At 63.8% G+C, this 17,640-nt stretch carries 16 protein-coding genes; 9 read left to right on the top strand and 7 right to left on the bottom strand.

Going from position 1 to position 17,640, the window contains the following annotated elements:
* The first annotated feature begins 32 nt into the window (after nt 1-32).
* The 3 genes from B0G77_RS42530 (at nt 33) to B0G77_RS42540 (ending at nt 3,997) form a co-directional block, all read left to right on the top strand.
* Nucleotides 33-1,418 carry an MFS transporter gene (locus tag B0G77_RS42530; protein ID WP_133667840.1) on the top strand — a complete coding sequence of 462 codons (1,386 nt, stop codon included), beginning with the start codon at nt 33-35 and terminating at the stop codon, nt 1,416-1,418.
* Nucleotides 1,419-1,620: 202 nt separating this feature from the next.
* Complete coding sequence (locus B0G77_RS42535) at nt 1,621-2,337, top strand: GntR family transcriptional regulator (RefSeq protein WP_243751533.1); 717 nt, start codon at nt 1,621-1,623, stop codon at nt 2,335-2,337.
* Between the two features lie 499 nt (nt 2,338-2,836).
* Complete coding sequence (locus tag B0G77_RS42540) at nt 2,837-3,997, top strand: porin (protein WP_133667842.1); 1,161 nt, start codon at nt 2,837-2,839, stop codon at nt 3,995-3,997.
* Between the two features lie 264 nt (nt 3,998-4,261).
* Here the strand turns inward: B0G77_RS42540 and B0G77_RS42545 are convergent, their stop codons facing one another.
* The 7 genes from B0G77_RS42545 to B0G77_RS42575 all read right to left on the bottom strand — a co-directional run bounded on the left by B0G77_RS42545 (nt 4,262) and on the right by B0G77_RS42575 (nt 10,942).
* Entirely contained in the window at nt 4,262-5,587 is a 1,326-nt protein-coding gene (locus tag B0G77_RS42545; protein ID WP_133667843.1) for a 3-hydroxyacyl-CoA dehydrogenase, read from the bottom strand.
* Nucleotides 5,588-5,594: 7 nt separating this feature from the next.
* Entirely contained in the window at nt 5,595-6,377 is a 783-nt protein-coding gene (locus tag B0G77_RS42550; protein ID WP_133667844.1) for a crotonase/enoyl-CoA hydratase family protein, read from the bottom strand.
* Between the two features lie 55 nt (nt 6,378-6,432).
* Nucleotides 6,433-7,416, bottom strand: a complete 984-nt coding sequence (locus tag B0G77_RS42555; protein WP_133667845.1) for a PDR/VanB family oxidoreductase — start codon at nt 7,414-7,416, stop codon at nt 6,433-6,435.
* A 19-nt stretch (nt 7,417-7,435) separates the two neighbouring features.
* On the bottom strand, nt 7,436-8,674 hold the full coding sequence (locus B0G77_RS42560) for an aromatic ring-hydroxylating dioxygenase subunit alpha (protein WP_133667846.1): 1,239 nt from the start codon (nt 8,672-8,674) through the stop codon (nt 7,436-7,438).
* Between the two features lie 33 nt (nt 8,675-8,707).
* Complete coding sequence (locus tag B0G77_RS42565; RefSeq protein WP_133667847.1) at nt 8,708-9,709, bottom strand: amidohydrolase family protein; 1,002 nt, start codon at nt 9,707-9,709, stop codon at nt 8,708-8,710.
* A gap of 75 nt (nt 9,710-9,784) precedes the next feature.
* Nucleotides 9,785-10,162 carry a RidA family protein gene (locus B0G77_RS42570; RefSeq protein ID WP_133667848.1) on the bottom strand — a complete coding sequence of 126 codons (378 nt, stop codon included), beginning with the start codon at nt 10,160-10,162 and terminating at the stop codon, nt 9,785-9,787.
* A gap of 36 nt (nt 10,163-10,198) precedes the next feature.
* Nucleotides 10,199-10,942 carry a GntR family transcriptional regulator gene (locus tag B0G77_RS42575; protein WP_243751534.1) on the bottom strand — a complete coding sequence of 248 codons (744 nt, stop codon included), beginning with the start codon at nt 10,940-10,942 and terminating at the stop codon, nt 10,199-10,201.
* Nucleotides 10,943-11,259: 317 nt separating this feature from the next.
* Between B0G77_RS42575 and B0G77_RS42580 the strand changes: the two genes are divergently transcribed.
* From B0G77_RS42580 to B0G77_RS43975, 6 genes are read left to right on the top strand one after another with little or no spacing between them, the layout of a single operon-like run.
* The gene (locus B0G77_RS42580; protein WP_133667850.1) at nt 11,260-13,410 is read left to right on the top strand and encodes an acetate--CoA ligase family protein; all 2,151 of its coding nucleotides are present in this window, start codon (nt 11,260-11,262) and stop codon (nt 13,408-13,410) included.
* A gap of 27 nt (nt 13,411-13,437) precedes the next feature.
* Nucleotides 13,438-14,619, top strand: a complete 1,182-nt coding sequence (locus B0G77_RS42585) for an acyl-CoA dehydrogenase family protein (protein ID WP_133667851.1) — start codon at nt 13,438-13,440, stop codon at nt 14,617-14,619.
* A gap of 14 nt (nt 14,620-14,633) precedes the next feature.
* Nucleotides 14,634-15,779, top strand: coding sequence for an acyl-CoA dehydrogenase family protein (locus B0G77_RS42590; protein WP_133667852.1), 1,146 nt, complete (start codon nt 14,634-14,636; stop codon nt 15,777-15,779).
* Nucleotides 15,776-16,939 (top strand): thiolase domain-containing protein, encoded by a 1,164-nt coding sequence (locus tag B0G77_RS42595; protein ID WP_133667853.1) that lies wholly within the window; start codon nt 15,776-15,778, stop codon nt 16,937-16,939. Before B0G77_RS42590 ends, B0G77_RS42595 begins: the two co-directional genes overlap by 4 nt.
* A 2-nt stretch (nt 16,940-16,941) precedes the next feature.
* Nucleotides 16,942-17,409: a Zn-ribbon domain-containing OB-fold protein gene (locus B0G77_RS42600; RefSeq protein WP_133667854.1), complete on the top strand. Its 468-nt coding sequence runs from the start codon at nt 16,942-16,944 to the stop codon at nt 17,407-17,409.
* A 20-nt stretch (nt 17,410-17,429) separates the two neighbouring features.
* Nucleotides 17,430-17,546: a hypothetical protein gene (locus B0G77_RS43975; RefSeq protein ID WP_279571402.1), complete on the top strand. Its 117-nt coding sequence runs from the start codon at nt 17,430-17,432 to the stop codon at nt 17,544-17,546.
* Nucleotides 17,547-17,640: the final 94 nt, after the last annotated feature.

The raw sequence follows: 17,640 nt of genomic DNA on the forward strand, positions 1-17,640 counted from the left end.
GCCGGAGTCGTGGATAGGTGGAGACATCCAATATGAAAGAACTAACCGCCCGGAATGTGAGCACGAGATCGAGCAGCAGCTGGTATCGCGGATGGTTTTTGCTGCTGCTGGTGTTGATCTATGCGTCGAGCTTCGTCGATCGCATCATCGTTGCGGTCGTTGGTCAAGCCGTGAAGATCGACATGAGCCTCAGCGATTTTCAGGTCGGCCTGCTCGGCGGCCTCGCATTTTCGGTTTTCTATTCGGTGCTCGGCCTGCCGATTGCGCGTCTGGCCGATAAATTCAACCGCGTCGTGCTGATCTCGATCTCGATCGTCGCCTGGTCGGCGATGACCGCGCTGTGCGGCACGGCAGGCAGCTTCTGGCAACTGATGCTGTATCGGCTCGGCGTGGGTATCGGCGAGGCCGGCAGCACGCCGACCTCGCACTCGCTGATCGCCGACGAGTTCGGTCCGCGCCGCCGGGCCACCGCGCTTGCGATCTATGCGCTGGGGCCGCCGATCGGCGTGCTGGCCGGCGCGTTTGGCGGCGGCTGGCTCGTACAGCATCTGGGCTGGCGTCCGGTGTTCTATGTGGTGGGCCTGCCAGGTCTCGTGTTTGGCCTGCTCGTGTGGCTTACGCTGCGTGAGCCCAAGCGCGGCGGCGCGGATGGTGTCGCAGCCAGCACCAGCGCCAGTGCTCCGCCCCTGAGCGCAGTGTTCAAGCTGCTGACCTCGAGCCGCGCCTTCGTGCAGATGCTGCTCGGTACGGTGATCGGTGCGTTTGCCCAGTACGGTATCAACCTGTTCATCCCGATGTATTTCATCCGCGTCTACAACATGAGCTTTGCTCAGGCCGGCCTGATTTTTGGTCTGGTGCTCGGCGTGGGCGGCATCGTCGGCAATACGCTCGGCGGCGTGTCGGCGGACTGGGTCAGCGTCAAGGATCGCCGCTGGTATGCGCGGATTCCGGCGCTGGGCACTGGACTCGGTTTCCCGCTGCTGGCGCTCGCCTTCATCGCGGATCAGTGGCAGGTGAGCGTGGCGCTGCTGTTCATCGGCACGATCCTGCTGAACCTGTGGAACGGCCCGACCTTCGCGGTGGTGCAGAGCATCGTCGAGCCGCGCATGCGTGCTACCGCGTCGGCCATCGTGTTCCTGCTCATGAACCTGATCGGTCAGGGCCTCGGTACGCCAGTGGTGGGTTTCCTCAGCGATCGTTTCGCATCGCACCTGTTCACGCAGGGTAATTTCCACGCGGTGTGTACCGCGCCGAAGGGACCGCATGGTGCCGCGGCTGCATTGCAGAGTCCGTTTGCATCGGCTTGTCATGACGCCTCGGCCAATGGTGTGCGCTATGCCATGCTGACGGTAAGCGTGGTGCTGATCTGGTCGGCCTTCCATTACTTCCGTGCGGCACGCCATCTGAAGAACCGCTAAGCCTTGTTTCGCGAGCATTGTCCGGCGGCGCCCGTGTGCAAACACGGCGCCGTTTTTCATTGGGGCTAATCTGGGGTTGAGTATCTGGTATACCAATGCGGTATCATAGGGATGCGTGCTGGTGTAGGTATTTCTTTATTCAGCCTCTTCTTATCCAACCCCTTATGATTGTCATTCTCGTCCGATGAGCCAGATCCCGAAAATGAGTAGGTCTGCCGAAATCAAGGCGCTTCTCGAAGCGGAAATTGAGCGTGGTGTGCTGGTCCCGGGCGCAACGCTCGACGAGCGGGCGCTGGCGGCGCGCTTCAATGTCTCACGCACGCCGATCCGCGAGGCGCTTCAGCAGCTTGCCGCGCAGCGGTATGTACAGATCGCGCCGCGGCAGGGCGTGTTCGTGAGCAAGATGTCGGTGCCGCAACTGCGCGACGTGCTCGAACTGCTCAGCGAGCTCGAGGTGGTGTCGGCCCGCCTCGCTGCGCGGCGCATGAACGATCAGCAGCGCGCGGCCCTGCAAAAGGCGATTGACGAAGGCGTAGCCGCTTTGCAGGAAAACGATGCGCGCGGTTTTGCCCGTGCCAATGTGGCATTCCACGAAGTAATCTGCAGCGCCTGCCATAACGACTATCTGGCCGATCAGATTCGTTCCATCCGCCGCCTGATCTTGCGTTACCGGCCCAAGCCGTTCCTCGCGCCGAGTCGACGCGAGAAGGCCATCGCGGATCACCAGAAGCTGGCGCAAGCCTTGCTGTCGGGCGATGAAAGTGCGGCCGGAGCCGCCATGGCCGAGCACTCCCCGGGCGGCGACGCGGGCTTTTCCGAGTTCCTCGCGACCCTGCCGGCCGAATACTTCGCCAGCGGGCCTACGCCGGGCCGCGAAGTCGATCCGTCGTCGATGGAACCCCTCTACGAGGACGATTGACAGGCTACGCGCCTGCTCCCGGCGTTCCGAATCCACTACTCCGTGCCCCTGGTTTGAGCTGATGCTCCCAGGGGCATTTTTTTGGGGGTGAACAGGCTGACTGGCAGGCGCGACGCAATAGGTATACATAAAGGCGTCATGCGTATGCGTCGCCATCTGCGCGATTCGTCCGTCGCGCTGCCTTTCTCCCCGGTCGAAATCTTCCTGCCGCAAGGCGTATGCCTGATCTGGCAGCCCTCTGCACCGAGTACGGCCCCGCTCATATGCCGGGGTGGGAAAACCATAACCCGATATCTTTAATGTATTCTTGCGCGCCATTCAGGTATGCGGAACAATGCTATAAATATTCAAAATCGCATTCGTGGGATATAAGAGATGTCGATCAGGTGTGACAGGTGCTGAACGGTCATGCCTGACATGGATCGACGCGCAGATTGCGACGCTACCCGGCAAATTTTTGTTCAATCAGAAGTTGAGAGGCGTGGAGACGGAGACGGAGATGAAAAAGAAAGTAATGGTGGGCGCGATTGCAGCGTTCGTTTCGGTAGGTGCTTATGCACAAAGCAGCGTCTCGTTGTACGGCATTATCGATAATGGCTTGACCTACGTGAACAACGTGAAAGGCAGCTCCCAGTTCAAGCTCGATGACGGTATCAACCAGGCTTCGCGCTGGGGCCTGCATGGCAAAGAAGATCTGGGCGGCGGTCTGAAGGCGATCTTCACGCTCGAAAACGGTTTCTCGCTGAATACCGGTACGGCTACTCACGGTGGTGCACTGTTCGGTCGCCGCGCCTTTGTTGGTCTGTCTAGCGACAAGTTCGGCACCCTGATTGCCGGTTACGACTACGACTTCATCTACGATTACATTTCGTACTACTCGAACGTTGCTCAGTTCGCGCCGTCGTATGCGTTCCACGGTTCGTATGACGTCGACCGCCTGGCTGGTGAGCCGGTCAGCAACATGGTGCGTTATGAAACGCCGGTCTGGCATGGCTTCGGTGCAGGCCTGATGTATGGCTTCAGCAATACAGCGGGTCGTCTCGGCGGTACGTTTAACGGTGCAGCGAGCGTGTTCAGTGCTGGCCTGAGATACAGCCCGTCCGGTACGTTCAACGCGCCGTACTCGGTGGCCGCAAGCTTTACCCGCACGCAAGGAGGTGCCGTCGGTGCAACGGGTGGACCGGGCGCAGGTACGATGGCGCAGTACGCCCTGCAGGCCGATGCGATTTACACTGCAGCGTTGGCTGGTCAGGTGCATCTCAGTGACCGTTTCGCCTTGAACGGTGTGTATACGTACACGAGTGCGAATAGCCGGACCCTTGGCACCGTGGTGTCAAGCGGCTACGAAGCAGGCCTGACCTATGAGGCTTCGCCGTTTGTGACTTTGGGTGCTGGTTTTACCTATATGGATCAGCGTCAGCTCGGCAAATTCGATCTGTATAGCTTCGGTGCCGACTATCGCCTGTCGAAGCGTACGGATGTGTATGCCTTTGGTACCTTGCAGCATGCATTTGCTGGTCGCCAATTTGCTGACAACTTCCTGATCTCGACGCCGATGTCGTACGGTGCCAGCGTTGGTACGAATGCAATTTATGGAAATGGCCGTTCGAGCACGGCCAACCAGCTTGCTGTGCAAGTCGGTATCCGTCACACGTTCTAAGCGGTCAAGAAAAGCCAGTGTAGGCATGCACCGGGTTTTCCGGCATGCCGTGCCTCAGGCGCCACGCTTACGCGTGGCGTTTTTTTATGTCCCGAGTTGATGGTCACGTAGTGAATGCGGCCGCGCATTCGATTCGCAGCGAGTCCAGAATGACAGTTGTTGCCATCAAAGAACAAAGGCCAGACACTCATCCACATGAGGTCCGGCCCGTGCATTCGAGTCATGCTGCTGCGTGAAGCGGGCAGCATGCTCTAATGGGGGAGATCAGAGATCGGCAAATCTGCCGTTGCTGGCCGCGAGCTTTTCGAGCAGCGGCGCCGGCTTCCACCAGTAGCCGTACTCTTCGTACAGGCGCTTGATGTCCTGGTAGACATCGGCGAGGCCGACCTGGTCGGCGTAGTACATCGGGCCGCCGCGCTTGGCGGGGAACCCGTAGCCGGTCACGTACACGACGTCGATATCGCTTGCGCGCAGCGCGATACCCTGTTCGAGCAGCTTCGCGCCTTCGTTGATCATGCCGTACATGCAGCGCTTGATGATCTCTTCCTGCGAGACCCGACGGCGCGTGATGCCCATGCGTGCCGATTCCTCGACGATGTACTGCTCGATTTCCGGATCTCGATGTGGCGTGCGGTCGCCCACTTCATAGCGGTACCAGCCCTTGCTGCTCTTCTGACCGAGGCGGCCCATCTCGACCAGCTTCATGATCAGGTCGTTCCAGCGGCGGTCGTTCGGACGCGTGGCCATCTGCGCCTTGCGCGTCTGGTAACCGACGTCGTTACCGGCCATGTCATGCACCGCGAAGATACCCATCGCGTAGCCGAAATCCTTGAGCGCGGCATCGACTTCGTGCGGCAGTGCACCGTCTTCGACGAGGAAGTGGGCTTCGCGGTTGTAGTTGCGGAACAGCGCATTGCCGATGAAACCCGGGTACACGAGCGAGTACACCGACACCTTGCTCATGCGGCGGCCGAGTTCCATCAGCGTGACGACTGCGTCGTCGGAGGTTTTGTCGGCACGCACGACCTCGAGCAGGCGCATCACGTGCGCCGGGCTGAAGAAATGTGCGCCCACCACGTCCTGCGGGCGCTTCATGACTGCGGCGATCTCGTTGATGTCGAGTCCCGACGTGTTGGTCGCGAGGATCGCGCCAGCCTTCGCGTGCTGATCGAGTTCGCGGAAGATGCCTTGCTTGAGGCCCAGGTCTTCGAACACGGCTTCGATGACGATGTCGGCGTCGTTGACGTCGACGATCGCGGTCGAGCAGGTGATCAGGGCGAGGCGCGCATCGCGCGTGGATTCGTCCAGCTTGCCCCGCTTGATGCTCTGGTTGTAGTTGTCGCGGATGCGTGCGAGGCCACGCTGCAGGCCTTCGTCGTTGGCGTCGATCAGCGTGACCGGGATGCCGGCCGCAACAAGCGCCATGGCGATGCCGCCTCCCATCGTGCCCGCGCCGATCACGGCTGCGCGCCCGATATCGCGCGGCTTGACGCCGGCAGCAACGGGGATTTGCGCGGCGGCCTTTTCGGCGGTCTTTACATGGGCCAGTGCCGCGGATTCCTGCGGCGTGAGTTCTGCGGGTGCGTTCATCCTTGCATTACTCCGGTTTGAGGAGTTTGGCGTTTCCGTCCACGAAATTCTGCAGACGTGCGGCGGTTTCGGGCGAGCGCATCATGTTCGAGCTCATGTACTCGAGGAACAGGCCGTCCTCGTGCGAGAGATCGTTGACCCGCGGCAGCAGGTTGGTGATGCGCCAGTTGGTGTCGGGCACGTTCTGCGCGATCCTTGCTGCGATTTCCTTCGCCTTCTCAAGCGCGCCGCCTTCGGGCATCAGGTAGGTGATGATGTGCTCGCGCTGACCTTCTTCCGCGTTCAGCAGGCGGCCGGTCAGCATCATGTCGGCCATCACGGTGTAGCCGACCACACGCTGGATGCGCACGGTACCGCCGCCACCGACGAAAATGCCGCGTTGGCCTTCGGGCAGGCCGAAGAAGCAGGTCTTGTCGCCGACACGAACATGCGCGGCGGTCGCCAGTTCCAGCCCCCCGCCGACCACTGCGCCATGCAGCGCTGCGACGAACGGGATCGGGCCGCGCGCGATGCTGTCGAACACTTCGTGCCACGAGTGGCGGCGGCGCTTCTTCGGCGGCGCCGTCTGGCCGGTCGCGCGGGACAGCGCCTCGCGCAGGTCGAGGCCGGCCGAGAAGTTGCTGCCATGCCCGTAGATCACGCCGCACATGGCTTCGTCGCCGGCGCGGTTGACCGCGTCGCGCAGTTGCGAGATCACGTCTTCGTTGATCGCGTTGCGCTTTTCGGGACGATTCAGGCCGATCAACGCCACTGCGCCGTCGAGTTCATAGGTAACCAGAGTTTCGCTCATACGGCGCTCCGTTGGATATGTTGTCTAGTGATGTTCAGTAACGCTGATCGACCGTTCAAAGGTTGAGGACGAGACGCTCGCTCTTGCTGCGCGAGATGCAGACCTGCATGACCTTGCCGGCGGCCCTGTCGACATCCGAGAGGTAGGTGTCGCGGTGGTCGATTTCGCCGCCGCAGACTTGCGTCGAGCACAGGCCGCAGTAACCGGCGCGGCAGTCGTACATGACGTCGACGCCGTTATCGAGCAGGGTGTCGAGCACCGACGTGTCGGCGGGCACGGTCAGCACCTTGCCCGATGACTTCAGCTCGATTTCAAAGGTTGTGTCGCCTTCCTGCGGTGCAGCTTCGCTGAACAGTTCGTAATGCAGGTCGCACCCGTGCCAACCGCGTTGGCGTGCCGCCGCGAGCACCGCGTCGATCATGCCGGCCGGGCCGCACACATAGATCGGCTGGTTGACATGGGCGCCGTCGAGCAGTGCGTCGATCGACAGGCGCGTGGCGCTGTTGTCGTCGGCGTGCAGCACGAGGCGCTCGCCCGCGAACGCGCGCAGCGCTTCGACGAACGGCAGCGCGTCGCGCGTGCGGCCCGAGAAGTGCAGCGTGTAATCGCGTTTGAGTGCGCTCAGTTCCGCTGCCATGGCCGCTATCGGCGTGATGCCGATACCACCCGCAATCAGGATCACCGAAGGCGGCGCGGCGAGCGGGAAGTGGTTGACCGGTGCTCGCACGGTGAGCGTGGCGCCGGCCTGCAGCGTGTGCATGAAGCGCGAACCGCCGCGGCCTTCGTCCTCGCGCCGGATGCCGAGACGGTAGGCGCGCACGCCGGCACGCGTATTGATCTGCGGATCGGTATTGATCAGCGAATACGAGCGCCATTGCGCCATACCGCCGTCGGCAGCCGGGATCTCAACCCGGATATGCGCGCCGGGCTCATAACCCGGCAGCAGCGCGCCGTCCTCGGCTTCGAGCGTGAAGGACTTGATCAGGGAGGTCGGCGCGTCAACCGACGCGACACGCAGCTTGAGAGTAGGGGCGAGCATGGTGGTCATTCAGTAGGTCTTACTTTGTGTCGGTCAGGGTGCGCCAGTCGGCGCCGGCCTGCAGCACGCCGCCAACCGAAACGGCCTTCGAGTAATCGAGTTCCGGGCTGTCGGCGAGGGTCGGCGTCTTGCCGGCCACGAACTCGCGCGCGGCCTTGAGCAGCAGTGCGCGCACGCGCAGCACGGCGCCGTCGGCCGAGCACAGTTGTTCCTGCGTGCGGTCGTAGATCGGGCCCTGGCCGAGGAACATCGCGAAGTCTTCCGTGCCGAGGTGCTGGTGGAAGCCCGTCGCGTGGCCGCGCTTCATGAGGTCGCGGTTCTGGCCGAACGATTCCTCGCGCGTGCCCGGCGGCAGCGGCGGGAAGTTCCAGACGTCTGGCGTGGCTGACATGATCGTCATGCCGAGTGGGCAGTGCGGGTTGTACTGCACGAACCACGCGCGGTGCGTCACGTCGTCGACCGGGGTCGAGAAGAACACCGTGGTCGGGCCCTTCGCGTCGGGCGGACAGATGATGCCGTACCACGGCATCACGAAGTTGTTGACGCGCGCGTAGACCTTCTCGTCCGGCATGTCGCGCAGGGCGGCATAGCGGTAGCCATACGGGCGGTCTTCAAAATCGAAGCGCGGCGCCAGTGCCTTCGCCATGATCATGCGCTCGTTGCCGCCGCCCGCGGTGATCTGCGTGGTCGACTCGTGCAGCACGCCGACGTGCGACGAATCCATCGACGCTTCGACAGCCTGGACCCAGTTCGTCGGCACTTCGACGCTCGTGACCGAGCGGTGCTCGGCCGGCAGGTCCATGAACGGCAGTTCGGGGAAGCGGGGCGCGGTCTCGCCCTTGCCGAGCCACACCCAGACGAGACCGCCGCGCTCTTCGACGCGGTACTGGCCGGTCTTCACGCGCTTGCAGAACTGCGCCTGATCGCCGACCTGATTCGGCGCCTCGACGACGGCACCGGTCGTGTCCATCTTCCAGCCGTGGAAGATGCAGCGCAGGCCGTTGTTTTCGTTACGCGCCATCATCAGCGACGTGCGGCGGTGCGGGCAGAGTTCGTCCACGATGCCTACGCGGCCGTCGGTTGCGCGGAACGCCACATAGTTTGTGCCGAGCAGGCGCACGAGCACCGGTGCGCCATCGGCCACGAGCTTCGCCGACGGTACGGCCGGAATCCAGTAGTGCTGGCGGATCATGTCGCCCATCGGCGCGCCGTTCTCTACGCGCGTCAGCAGCTCATTGTCCTCACGAGTCATTGCCATGTTCTGTCCTCTCCGAGTTTTGCGTCTTGCGCGTCAGGCCTTGTAGTTGCGGAAGGCACGCGTGTAGACGCGCGTGCAGTTGCATTCGAAGATGTTCTTGCGCTGCTCGTCGGTCAGCCACTCGATGCTTTCGATGACCGGCTTCATGTCGTCGTAGTCGCGTCCCGAGATCGGATCGCGCGCGCTGCCCGTACCCGGCTTTTCGGTGCCGAACATCACGTTGTCGGTGCCGGCAACCTTGAGCAGCAGTTCGATCGAATCCTTCGCGTAGTTGCAGGTGTCGAAGTAGAGCTTCCTCAGCTGCTCGTCGAACGTCTGCGGGCTGTTGCGGCGCGCGGCCCACGAACGGAAGCGGCCCATCTGGTAGGGGATCGCGCCGCCGCCGTGCGCGACGATGATCTTCAGGTTCGGATACTTCTCGAACACCTTCGATTCGAGCAGCGAGATCACCGCGATGTTCTCCTCGTTGATGAACTTCAGCGTGTACGACTCGCGCGGGTTGCAGCTGCCTGCCGAGTGGATCAGCGCCGGTACGTCGAGTTCGGTCATCGCGTCATAGAGCGGGTACCAGAACGGGTCGCCGAGGCCAGCCGGTGCCGGGCCTTCGCCTTCGGTCGGGTCCGGGTTCAACAGCGTGCCGACGAAGCCGAGTTCGTTCACGCAGCGCTTGAGTTCGGCGACGCAGCGCTCAGCCGGCGAGTCGTTCATGAACTGCGGCAAGCCGGCCACGCCACGGAAACGGTCCGGGAACATGTCGACGAAGCGCTTGATCAGGTCGTTGCAGTGACGCGTCCACAGTTCCGTCACGCGCGCCGGCTTGACCGAGTGCATCTGCAGGTAGGGGCGCGGCGAGATGAACTGGATGTCGGTGCCAACCGAATCCATGCTGCGCACGAGTTCCTCGGCCTGCTTGCGCACTGCCTCGTCGGGGATGTTCGGCGTGGTCGACGGGTTTGCGCGGCCGCCGACGAGTTCCGCCATGTAGCGGAAGCTTTGCGGGGGCATCACGACGTGGGCGTGGGAATCGATGATCATGGATGAGCCTCAGTGGGGTTCGGAGTGTTCAGTAACAGAGTGCGATAACTCGTGTACGCGGCGCTTTTATTGCGCTCAAGCGATTACCGCAAGGGTTTCGAGCTGGATGACCATGCCGTGCTGCAGAACGTGCACGGTCACATGGCGTGCCGGGCGACGCGCGGCATCGGGCCAGAGGGCCAGCCAGTGCGCGTTGATGTGTTCGCGCACTGAGTCGTCCGTGATGTAGACGGCGAGCTTCACCACATGGTCCAGCGTGGCGCCGCCCGCGTCGAGGAAGCGCTTGAGGTTTTCGAACGCGAGGCGCACCTGATCGGCCGGGGTCTCGGCGAGCTTGCCGGCGACGGGGTCCTTGCCCGCAATCGCCGACGAACACAGCACATTGCCGATGCGCGAACCGACAGGGATCGGTACCTTGTGCGCGAGGCCGGGAACGTCGATGGATTGGGGCATGTCTCCTCCGTGTCTATACGTGGTGAAGGGCGCGCGTCAGTCCGCGCCCAGATCGAAGAAATGGCGCGGCACGGCCGCGAGGAATTCAGAGAAACCGGTGGTGCCGGCCGGCACGTGTTTCATCATGACTTCGGCGGCTCTGGCTTCGTTGCCGCTCTGGATCGCGCGCGCGATGTCGAAGTGCTCTTGCAGCGAACGCGCGATCTGGCCGCGGTTGCGCAGGTCGGCCATGCGGTAGCGCTCCGAGCGGCGGCGCGCCGTGCGGATCTGCTCGGCCAGGTACTGGTTGCGGCTGCCTTCGTAAATCAGGTCGTGGAACTGCGCGTTGGCGATCGCGTACTGGTCCGTATCGCCTTCTATGGCTGCCTGCTGGCATGCCATCAAGGCCCGATCCAGTTGTTCGCGCAGCTCGTCGCTCGCGCGGCGCGCGGCGAAACGCGCGCACAGTGTCTCAAGCTCGCCTATGTATTCCAGCATGGCGCGCACCTTGCCAATCGACAGGCGCGACACGGTAATGCCCTGGCGCGGCGAGATCACCACCAGATCGCGCGCGACGAGATGCTGCAGCGCCTCGCGCACCGGCGTGCGTGACACATTGAACCGGGCCGCGAGCGCGCGCTCGTCGATCGGTGTGCCCGGGGCGAGCTTGCCCTGTTCGATTTCGGCCTGCAGGGTGGCCCGAATATCGCTCGCGAGACTGGCCCTACCGCGCGCGGGCGCCTCGGGCGCTTCGCCCGGCGCGCCGCTGCGCTCAAGAGTGGGGTCGACTGCAAGTTTCATTGAGTTGCCCGCTTGGGTATGTTGGTAAGTTGTCAAAATATACCAATGATAATTTCTGGTATGCAAGATAGTGTTTCTGTTCATGGATTTCCTCAGTGCCCCGAAGATCGCCCGACTGCGACATAAAACCTTTTATATTTCAAATAGATGGAGTGAATTGAGAGAGGTCCTCTGCTACTGCCTAGGTGAAAGTACCAGGGTGGTTTTTCGGCGACTGGTATATTGAGATTGGTCGGTTGGTATGCCAGAATGCGTTACATCACAACGGAATCTGGTATGCCACATCCGGATTCAATCAACATCACAGGTCAGATCAGATGAGCAAGTGCCTTATAGATGTGGCCGGCGTGCAGCCGGTCGAGCGTGTGCTCAAGCCAAAGTCGATCGCGATCGTCGGTGCATCCGCCGATCCGCGTGCTTTCGGTAATTTCGTGCTGCAGAACCTCGAGCGTTTCGGTTATGCAGGCGATATCCACCTCGTGTCGCGCAGCAGCCAGGAAATCAATGGCCGCTCCTGCGTGAACAGCGTCGAGGCGCTGCCGCAGGGTATCGATCTGGCCGTGCTGTGCATTCCTGAGTCGGGCGTGCTCGATACGGTGCGCACGCTCGGCACGCTGAAGGCCGGCGCCGCCGTGATCTTCGCGTCGGGTTATGCCGAGGCGGGTGACGAAGGCCGCGCGAAGCAGGAAGAACTGGCGCGTGGGGCAGCCGAAGGCGGCGTTGCGCTGATCGGCCCGAACTGCATGGGCTTCACGAACTTCGAGGCCGGCGTGCCGGTGACTTTCGAAGCCGTGGCGCCGTACCCGCCCGGCGGTCGCCGTGGCGTGGGCGTGGTGGCGCAGAGCGGCGCGATGGCCGCAAACCTGCGTGACGCGTTCATGGGCCGGGGCCAGCCGCTGACGGCAACCGTTTCGACCGGTAACGAGGCGAGCCTCGGTATCGAAGACTATCTGGCCTGGTTCATCGCCGATTCGCAAACGAGCGCGATCGCGGTGTACGCCGAGCAGATCCGCCGCCCGCAGACGTTTTTGCTTCTCGCACGCGAAGCACGCGCGGCCGGCAAGCCGATCGTGCTGCTGATGCCGGGCAAGAGCGCGCGTGCCCGTGAGGCGGCGCAGTCGCACACCGGCGCATTGGCAGGCGATCACGCGACGGCGAGCGTGCTGCTGGCGCGCGAAGGCGTGGTGGTCGTTGATTCGCTCGACGAACTGTTCGACACGACGACGATTCTGGCGCGCTTCCCGGCGCCGCCGTCGGCCGGTACGGCGGTGATGACGGCTTCGGGCGCGGTCAAGAACATCACGCTCGATTTCGCCGAGGACATCGGCCTGACGCTGCCGCACCTGACCGAGCCGACCATCAAGAAGCTGACCGGACTGCTGCCCGACTACGCTGTGGCGGACAACCCGCTCGACTACACGACGATCGGTGTGCGCAACCCGGGCCTGATCGGCGAACTGATTGATACGGTACTGGCCGATCCGAATATCGGCTCGCTCGTGCTCTCGATCATGGGTGGCCCGTCGATCGCCCAGCGCGACAAGGCCGATTACCTCGTGCCGGCTCTTGCGCGCGCAACGAAGCCGGCCGTGCTCGCCGTGATGGGTGACGACAACAAACTTGAAGATTTCTTCACGGAAGCGATCGCCGCGAGCGGCGTGCCGTTCTTCCGTTCGCCGGACCGCGCGCTGCGTGCGTGCGCCCGCGTGGCCTCGTATGGCGAATCGCTGGCGCGTGCCGAGCGTGCCCGCGCCGAAGCGCCGAAGGCGATCCCGCTGCCGGGCGCCGTGCCGCCGAACGGCATCTTCGCCGAATACCAGGGCAAGGGCTGGCTCGCTGCGGCCGGTCTGCCAGTGCCGAAGGGCGGTCTCGCGAAGTCGCTCGACGAAGCGCTCGAGATCGCCGATGAAATCGGCTACCCGGTCGTGCTCAAGGCTCAGGCAAGCGAACTGCCGCACAAGAGCGACGTCGGTGGCGTGGTGGTCGGCCTTGCCGATGCCGCCGCGCTGCGCGCCGGTTGGGACAAGCTGCACGCGAGCGTGAAGTCGCACCGCCCGGAGCTGGTGCTCGACGGCGCGCTGGTCGAAGCGATGGGTCCGCGCGGTCTGGAACTCGTGGTGGGCGCGAAGCGCGACGCCGACTGGGGTCCGGTCGTGCTCGTGGGTCTCGGCGGCATCTTCATCGAAGTGCTCAAGGACGTGCGCCTCGTGCCGGCAGATATGTCGGAGGACGACATCGTGGTCGAGCTTGGTCGCCTGAAGGCCGCAGTGATGCTCGGAGGCGTGCGCGGCGCGGCAGGCGTGGACATCAAGGCCGTCGCGAAGGCCGTGGCGGCGATTGCCGACCAGATGCGCGCGAACCCCGAAATCACCGAAATCGACGTCAACCCGCTGGTGGCCTATCCGGACCGCGTGCTGGCGCTCGACGCACTCGTGGTATGCGGCGCCCAAGGCCCCGCCCATCACTGAGCCCCCGGATCAGAGGAGACATATCGAATGAAGCTGGAATTCTCCGCCGAGGACCAGGCATTCCGCGCCGAAGTGCGCGAGTTCGTGAAGCAGAACCTGTCGCCGCGCCTGAAGCGAAAGGCCGAACTTGGTCTGCGCATCGAGCGTGAAGACTACGTCGAGTGGTATACGAAGCTCTACGAGAAGGGCTGGATCGCGCCGTCGTGGAAGAAGGAACACGGTGGTCCGGGCTGGACGCACGTGCAGCGCTACATCTTCGACGAAGAGACGCTGCTGGGCGGCGCGCCGCGTATCGTGGCGAGCGGCATCAACATGCTTGGCCCGGTGCTCAATGCATTCGGCACGCCTGAGCAACAGGCCAGGTACATCCCGAAGATCCTGCGCAGCGAAACCTGGTGGGCGCAGGGCTTCTCGGAGCCGGGCGCGGGCTCGGACCTCGCGGCAGTGCGCACGACGGCCGTACTCGACGGCGATCACTTCGTCGTCAACGGTCACAAGGTCTGGACCTCGTACGCTCACTGGTGCGACATGATGTTCGCGCTCGTGCGTACCGATCCGACCGCGAAGCCCCAGGAAGGCATCTCGTTCCTGCTGATCGACATGCATGCCCCGGGCGTCGAAGTTCGCCCGATCAGGATGCTAGAAGGCGGTACCGACCTGAACGAGGTCTACCTCGACAATGTGCGCGTGCCCGCCGAAAACCTCGTCGGCGAACTGAACAAGGGCTGGACCTACGGCAAGTTTCTGCTTGGCCATGAGCGCACCGGTATCGCCGGTATCGGTTCCTGCAAGCAGCAGCTTGCGCGAGCCAGGCACCTCGCGAAGCAGCAGGGGCTCGAAAACGATCCGCTGCTCCAGTCGCGCATCAGCCGCTTCGAAGTCGAGTTGATGGCGCTCGAGTTCACGGGCCTGCGCATGCTGAGCGCGAACCAGGCGAGCCGCGTGCCTACGGTTGAGGCGCCGATGCTCAAGGTGCGCGGCACAGAGCTGCGCCAGGGCATCTACGCACTTCTGACAGAAATCGCCGGCCCGTTCGCCGTGCCGTTCGACGAGCAGGCCATGCTCGATGCGGCCGGCTACGAAGGCCCGAGCCCGGACGAACTGATCGCGGTCGCAGCGAACTACTTCGACGCACGCAAGGCGTCGATCTACGGCGGGACCAACGAAGTGCAGCGCAATCTGATCAGCCGCGCGTTCTTCAATGCTTGAGGCGGAATACGAACATGGATTTTTCTCTGACTGAAGATCACGTCACGCTGCAAGACGCCGTGCGCCGCTTCTGCGATGGCGAATATCCCGCGCACCTGCGCGGCAACGCCGAGGACAAGGAACTGGCCGCGAAGCGCCGCCAGGGCCTGGCCGAGATGGGCCTGACCGGCCTCGTGATCGACGCCGATCACGGCGGCAGCGGTTACGGCGCGGTGGAAACGATGCTCGTCGCGCAGCAGCTGGGCCGCGCGCTTGGAGGCGCCGGCTGGCTCGCGAGCGGCCTGCCGGCAGCTACGCTGATCGGCTCAGCCGGCAGCGACGAACAGAAGGTCGCATGGCTCGAAGCCGTGGCAATGGGCGAGGAGGTGCTGGCGTTCGCCGTTGGCGAGGCCGGGGCGCGTTACGACATCACGGGTCTGGCTGTGCCCGCCACAGAAACCGGCGACGGCTGGAAGATCAACGGCACGAAGACGATCGTGTTCGACGCTGCGATCGCCGATGCCTTCGTGGTGGCCGTGCGTACCGCAGGCCAGCGCGGCGACAGGCAAGGCTTGACGCTGTTCCTCGTGGACGCGAAAGCGCCCGGCATCAGCCTGCGCAACTTCGGGACGATCGACGCACGCGAAGCCGCGCACGTCACGTTCGACAACGTGGCCGTGAGCAAGGCCGATCTGATCGGTGCGGCCGGTGCGGCTCACGACCTGATCGATGCTGCCCTCGACCGCGCGAATGCCGCGCTGGTGGCGGAGTCGGTCGGCGTGCTCGAAGCACTGCTCGAACACACGTCCGAACACCTGACGACACGCACGCAGTTCGGCGCGCCGCTCGCGAAGCTCCAGGCGCTGCAACACCGCGTGGCCGACATGCTGATTTCGCTCGAACAGAGCAGGTCGATGGCCTGCGCGGCCGCGATGGCCGTGGACGAGAACGATCCCGAGCGGCGCCGCCGTTTCGTGTCGGCTGCGAAGGCCTATGTCGGCGACGCGTGCCGCTCGGCCGGCGAATGGGGTATCCAGCTGCACGGCGGCATGGGCATGACCGAAGAGTGCCGCGTCGGCCACTACGCCAAGCGCATGTTCGCGATCAACATGACCTATGGCGACGCGAGCTGGCATCTGCAGCGCTTCTCCTCGCAGCGTCTCGCACAGGAGGCAGCATGAGCCTGAACGGAGCAGCCTATATCGTAGGCGCTTACGAGCACCCGACGCGCAAGGCCGACGACCTCTCGGTGCTGCGCCTGCACGCCGATGTGGCGAAGGGCGCGCTCGAAGACGCGGGCCTGACCAAGGACGACATCGACGGTTACTTCTGCGCCGGTGACGCGCCGGGCCTCGGCACCACGACGGTCGCCGAATACCTGGGCCTGAAGCTGCGCCACGTCGATTCGACCGAGTGCGGCGGTTCCGCGCCGATCCTTCACGTGGCGCACGCGGCCGAAGCGATCAAAGCCGGCCGTTGCAACGTGGCGCTGATTACGCTCGCGGGCCGTCCGCGCGCAGCAGGTGCCGCGCTGTCGCTGAAGGCGCCGGACCCGGACGCGCCGGAAGTGCAGTTTGAACTGCCCTTCGGCCCGGCCACGCAGAACCTGTACGGCATGGTCGCGAAGCGTCACATGTACGAGTTCGGCACCACGAGCGAACAACTCGCGTGGATCAAGGTCGCGGCCTCACACCACGCGCAGCACAACCCGAACGCGATGCTGCGCAACGTTGTGACCGTCGAGGACGTCGTCAATTCGCCGATGGTGTCCGATCCGCTGCATCGTCTGGACTGCTGTGTGATGAGCGACGGCGGCGGTGCGCTGATCGTCGCGCGCCCCGAAATCGCGAAGAAGCTCAAACGTCCGCTCGTCAAGGTGCGTGGCGCGGGCGAGGCGCCCAAGCACGCGGCTGGCGGCAAGATCGACCTGACCTGGTCGGCAGCGAAGTGGTCGGGTGCGGCTGCGTTCGCCGAGGCCGGCCTCACGCCGCAGGACATCAAGTACGCGTCGCTGTACGACAGCTTCACGATCACGGTGCTCATGCAGCTCGAAGACCTCGGCTTCTGCAGGAAGGGTGAGGGCGGCAAGTTCGTGATGGACGGCAACCTGATCTCGGGGGTCGGCAAGCTGCCTTTCAACACCGATGGCGGCGGTCTGTGCAACAACCATCCGGCCAACCGCGGCGGCGTCACGAAGGTGATCGAAGCGGTGCGCCAGCTGCGTGGCGAGGCGCATCCCGCCGTGCAGGTCAAGAACTGCGATATCGCGCTCGCGAACGGTATCGGCGGCGCGCTGGCGTCGCGTCACACCGCGGGCACGCTGATCATGGAACGGGAGTAATCATGAGCACGACCCAACCGACTACCGACGCGCCGGCTCAGGGCGCCACGCCTGCTGCCCAACCCGCCGCGAAGCCCGCTGGCCCGCGTCGCATCCACGCGCCGCGCGTGCTGCCCGAGGCGAAGCCATTCTGGGAAGCCGCAAAGGAAGGCCGCCTGCTGATCAAGCGCTGCCAGGACTGCGGCGAAACGCATTACTACCCGCGCGACATCTGCCCGCACTGCATGAGCTCGAACACCGAATGGCTCGATACGAACGGCCTGGGCACGGTCTATTCGTTCAGCACGACGGGCAAGGACGAGGCGCGCTACACGCTCGCGTACGTGACGCTCGACGAGGGCGTCACGATGCTGACCAATCTGGTCGACTGCGATCCCGCAGCGCTCGAGATTGGCCAGCGCGTGAAGCTCGTCTTCAAGCCGAGCGAGGGCGGATACCCGGTGCCGATGTTTACGCCCTCGCGTACGTGACGCTCGACGAGGGCGTCACGATGCTGACCAATCTGGTCGACTGCGATCCCGCAGCGCTCGAGATTGGCCAGCGCGTGAAGCTCGTCTTCAAGCCGAGCGAGGGCGGATACCCGGTGCCGATGTTTACGCCGGCCTGAACGAAACCCAGAGCAGCCATTTTGCATGGGACCAGAGTAAGTGCTGTGCATGGGACCTGAGTAGCGCGCTAAAGCGCGAACTCGGGTCGACAGC

The sequence above is a fragment of the Paraburkholderia sp. BL10I2N1 genome (assembly GCF_004361815.1).
Taxonomy (GTDB): domain Bacteria; phylum Pseudomonadota; class Gammaproteobacteria; order Burkholderiales; family Burkholderiaceae; genus Paraburkholderia.

Excerpts from the sequence above, each read along its gene's own strand:
- B0G77_RS42530 (WP_133667840.1), top strand. The coding sequence starts at position 33 with ATGAAAGAACTAACCGCCCGGAATGTGAGCACGAGATCGAGCAGCAGC.
- B0G77_RS42535 (WP_243751533.1), top strand. The coding sequence starts at position 1,621 with ATGAGTAGGTCTGCCGAAATCAAGGCGCTTCTCGAAGCGGAAATTGAG.
- B0G77_RS42540 (WP_133667842.1), top strand. The coding sequence starts at position 2,837 with ATGAAAAAGAAAGTAATGGTGGGCGCGATTGCAGCGTTCGTTTCGGTA.
- B0G77_RS42545 (WP_133667843.1), bottom strand. The coding sequence starts at position 5,587 with ATGAACGCACCCGCAGAACTCACGCCGCAGGAATCCGCGGCACTGGCC.
- B0G77_RS42550 (WP_133667844.1), bottom strand. The coding sequence starts at position 6,377 with ATGAGCGAAACTCTGGTTACCTATGAACTCGACGGCGCAGTGGCGTTG.
- B0G77_RS42555 (WP_133667845.1), bottom strand. The coding sequence starts at position 7,416 with ATGCTCGCCCCTACTCTCAAGCTGCGTGTCGCGTCGGTTGACGCGCCG.
- B0G77_RS42560 (WP_133667846.1), bottom strand. The coding sequence starts at position 8,674 with ATGGCAATGACTCGTGAGGACAATGAGCTGCTGACGCGCGTAGAGAAC.
- B0G77_RS42565 (WP_133667847.1), bottom strand. The coding sequence starts at position 9,709 with ATGATCATCGATTCCCACGCCCACGTCGTGATGCCCCCGCAAAGCTTC.
- B0G77_RS42570 (WP_133667848.1), bottom strand. The coding sequence starts at position 10,162 with ATGCCCCAATCCATCGACGTTCCCGGCCTCGCGCACAAGGTACCGATC.
- B0G77_RS42575 (WP_243751534.1), bottom strand. The coding sequence starts at position 10,942 with ATGAAACTTGCAGTCGACCCCACTCTTGAGCGCAGCGGCGCGCCGGGC.
- B0G77_RS42580 (WP_133667850.1), top strand. The coding sequence starts at position 11,260 with ATGAGCAAGTGCCTTATAGATGTGGCCGGCGTGCAGCCGGTCGAGCGT.
- B0G77_RS42585 (WP_133667851.1), top strand. The coding sequence starts at position 13,438 with ATGAAGCTGGAATTCTCCGCCGAGGACCAGGCATTCCGCGCCGAAGTG.
- B0G77_RS42590 (WP_133667852.1), top strand. The coding sequence starts at position 14,634 with ATGGATTTTTCTCTGACTGAAGATCACGTCACGCTGCAAGACGCCGTG.
- B0G77_RS42595 (WP_133667853.1), top strand. The coding sequence starts at position 15,776 with ATGAGCCTGAACGGAGCAGCCTATATCGTAGGCGCTTACGAGCACCCG.
- B0G77_RS42600 (WP_133667854.1), top strand. The coding sequence starts at position 16,942 with ATGAGCACGACCCAACCGACTACCGACGCGCCGGCTCAGGGCGCCACG.
- B0G77_RS43975 (WP_279571402.1), top strand. The coding sequence starts at position 17,430 with ATGCTGACCAATCTGGTCGACTGCGATCCCGCAGCGCTCGAGATTGGC.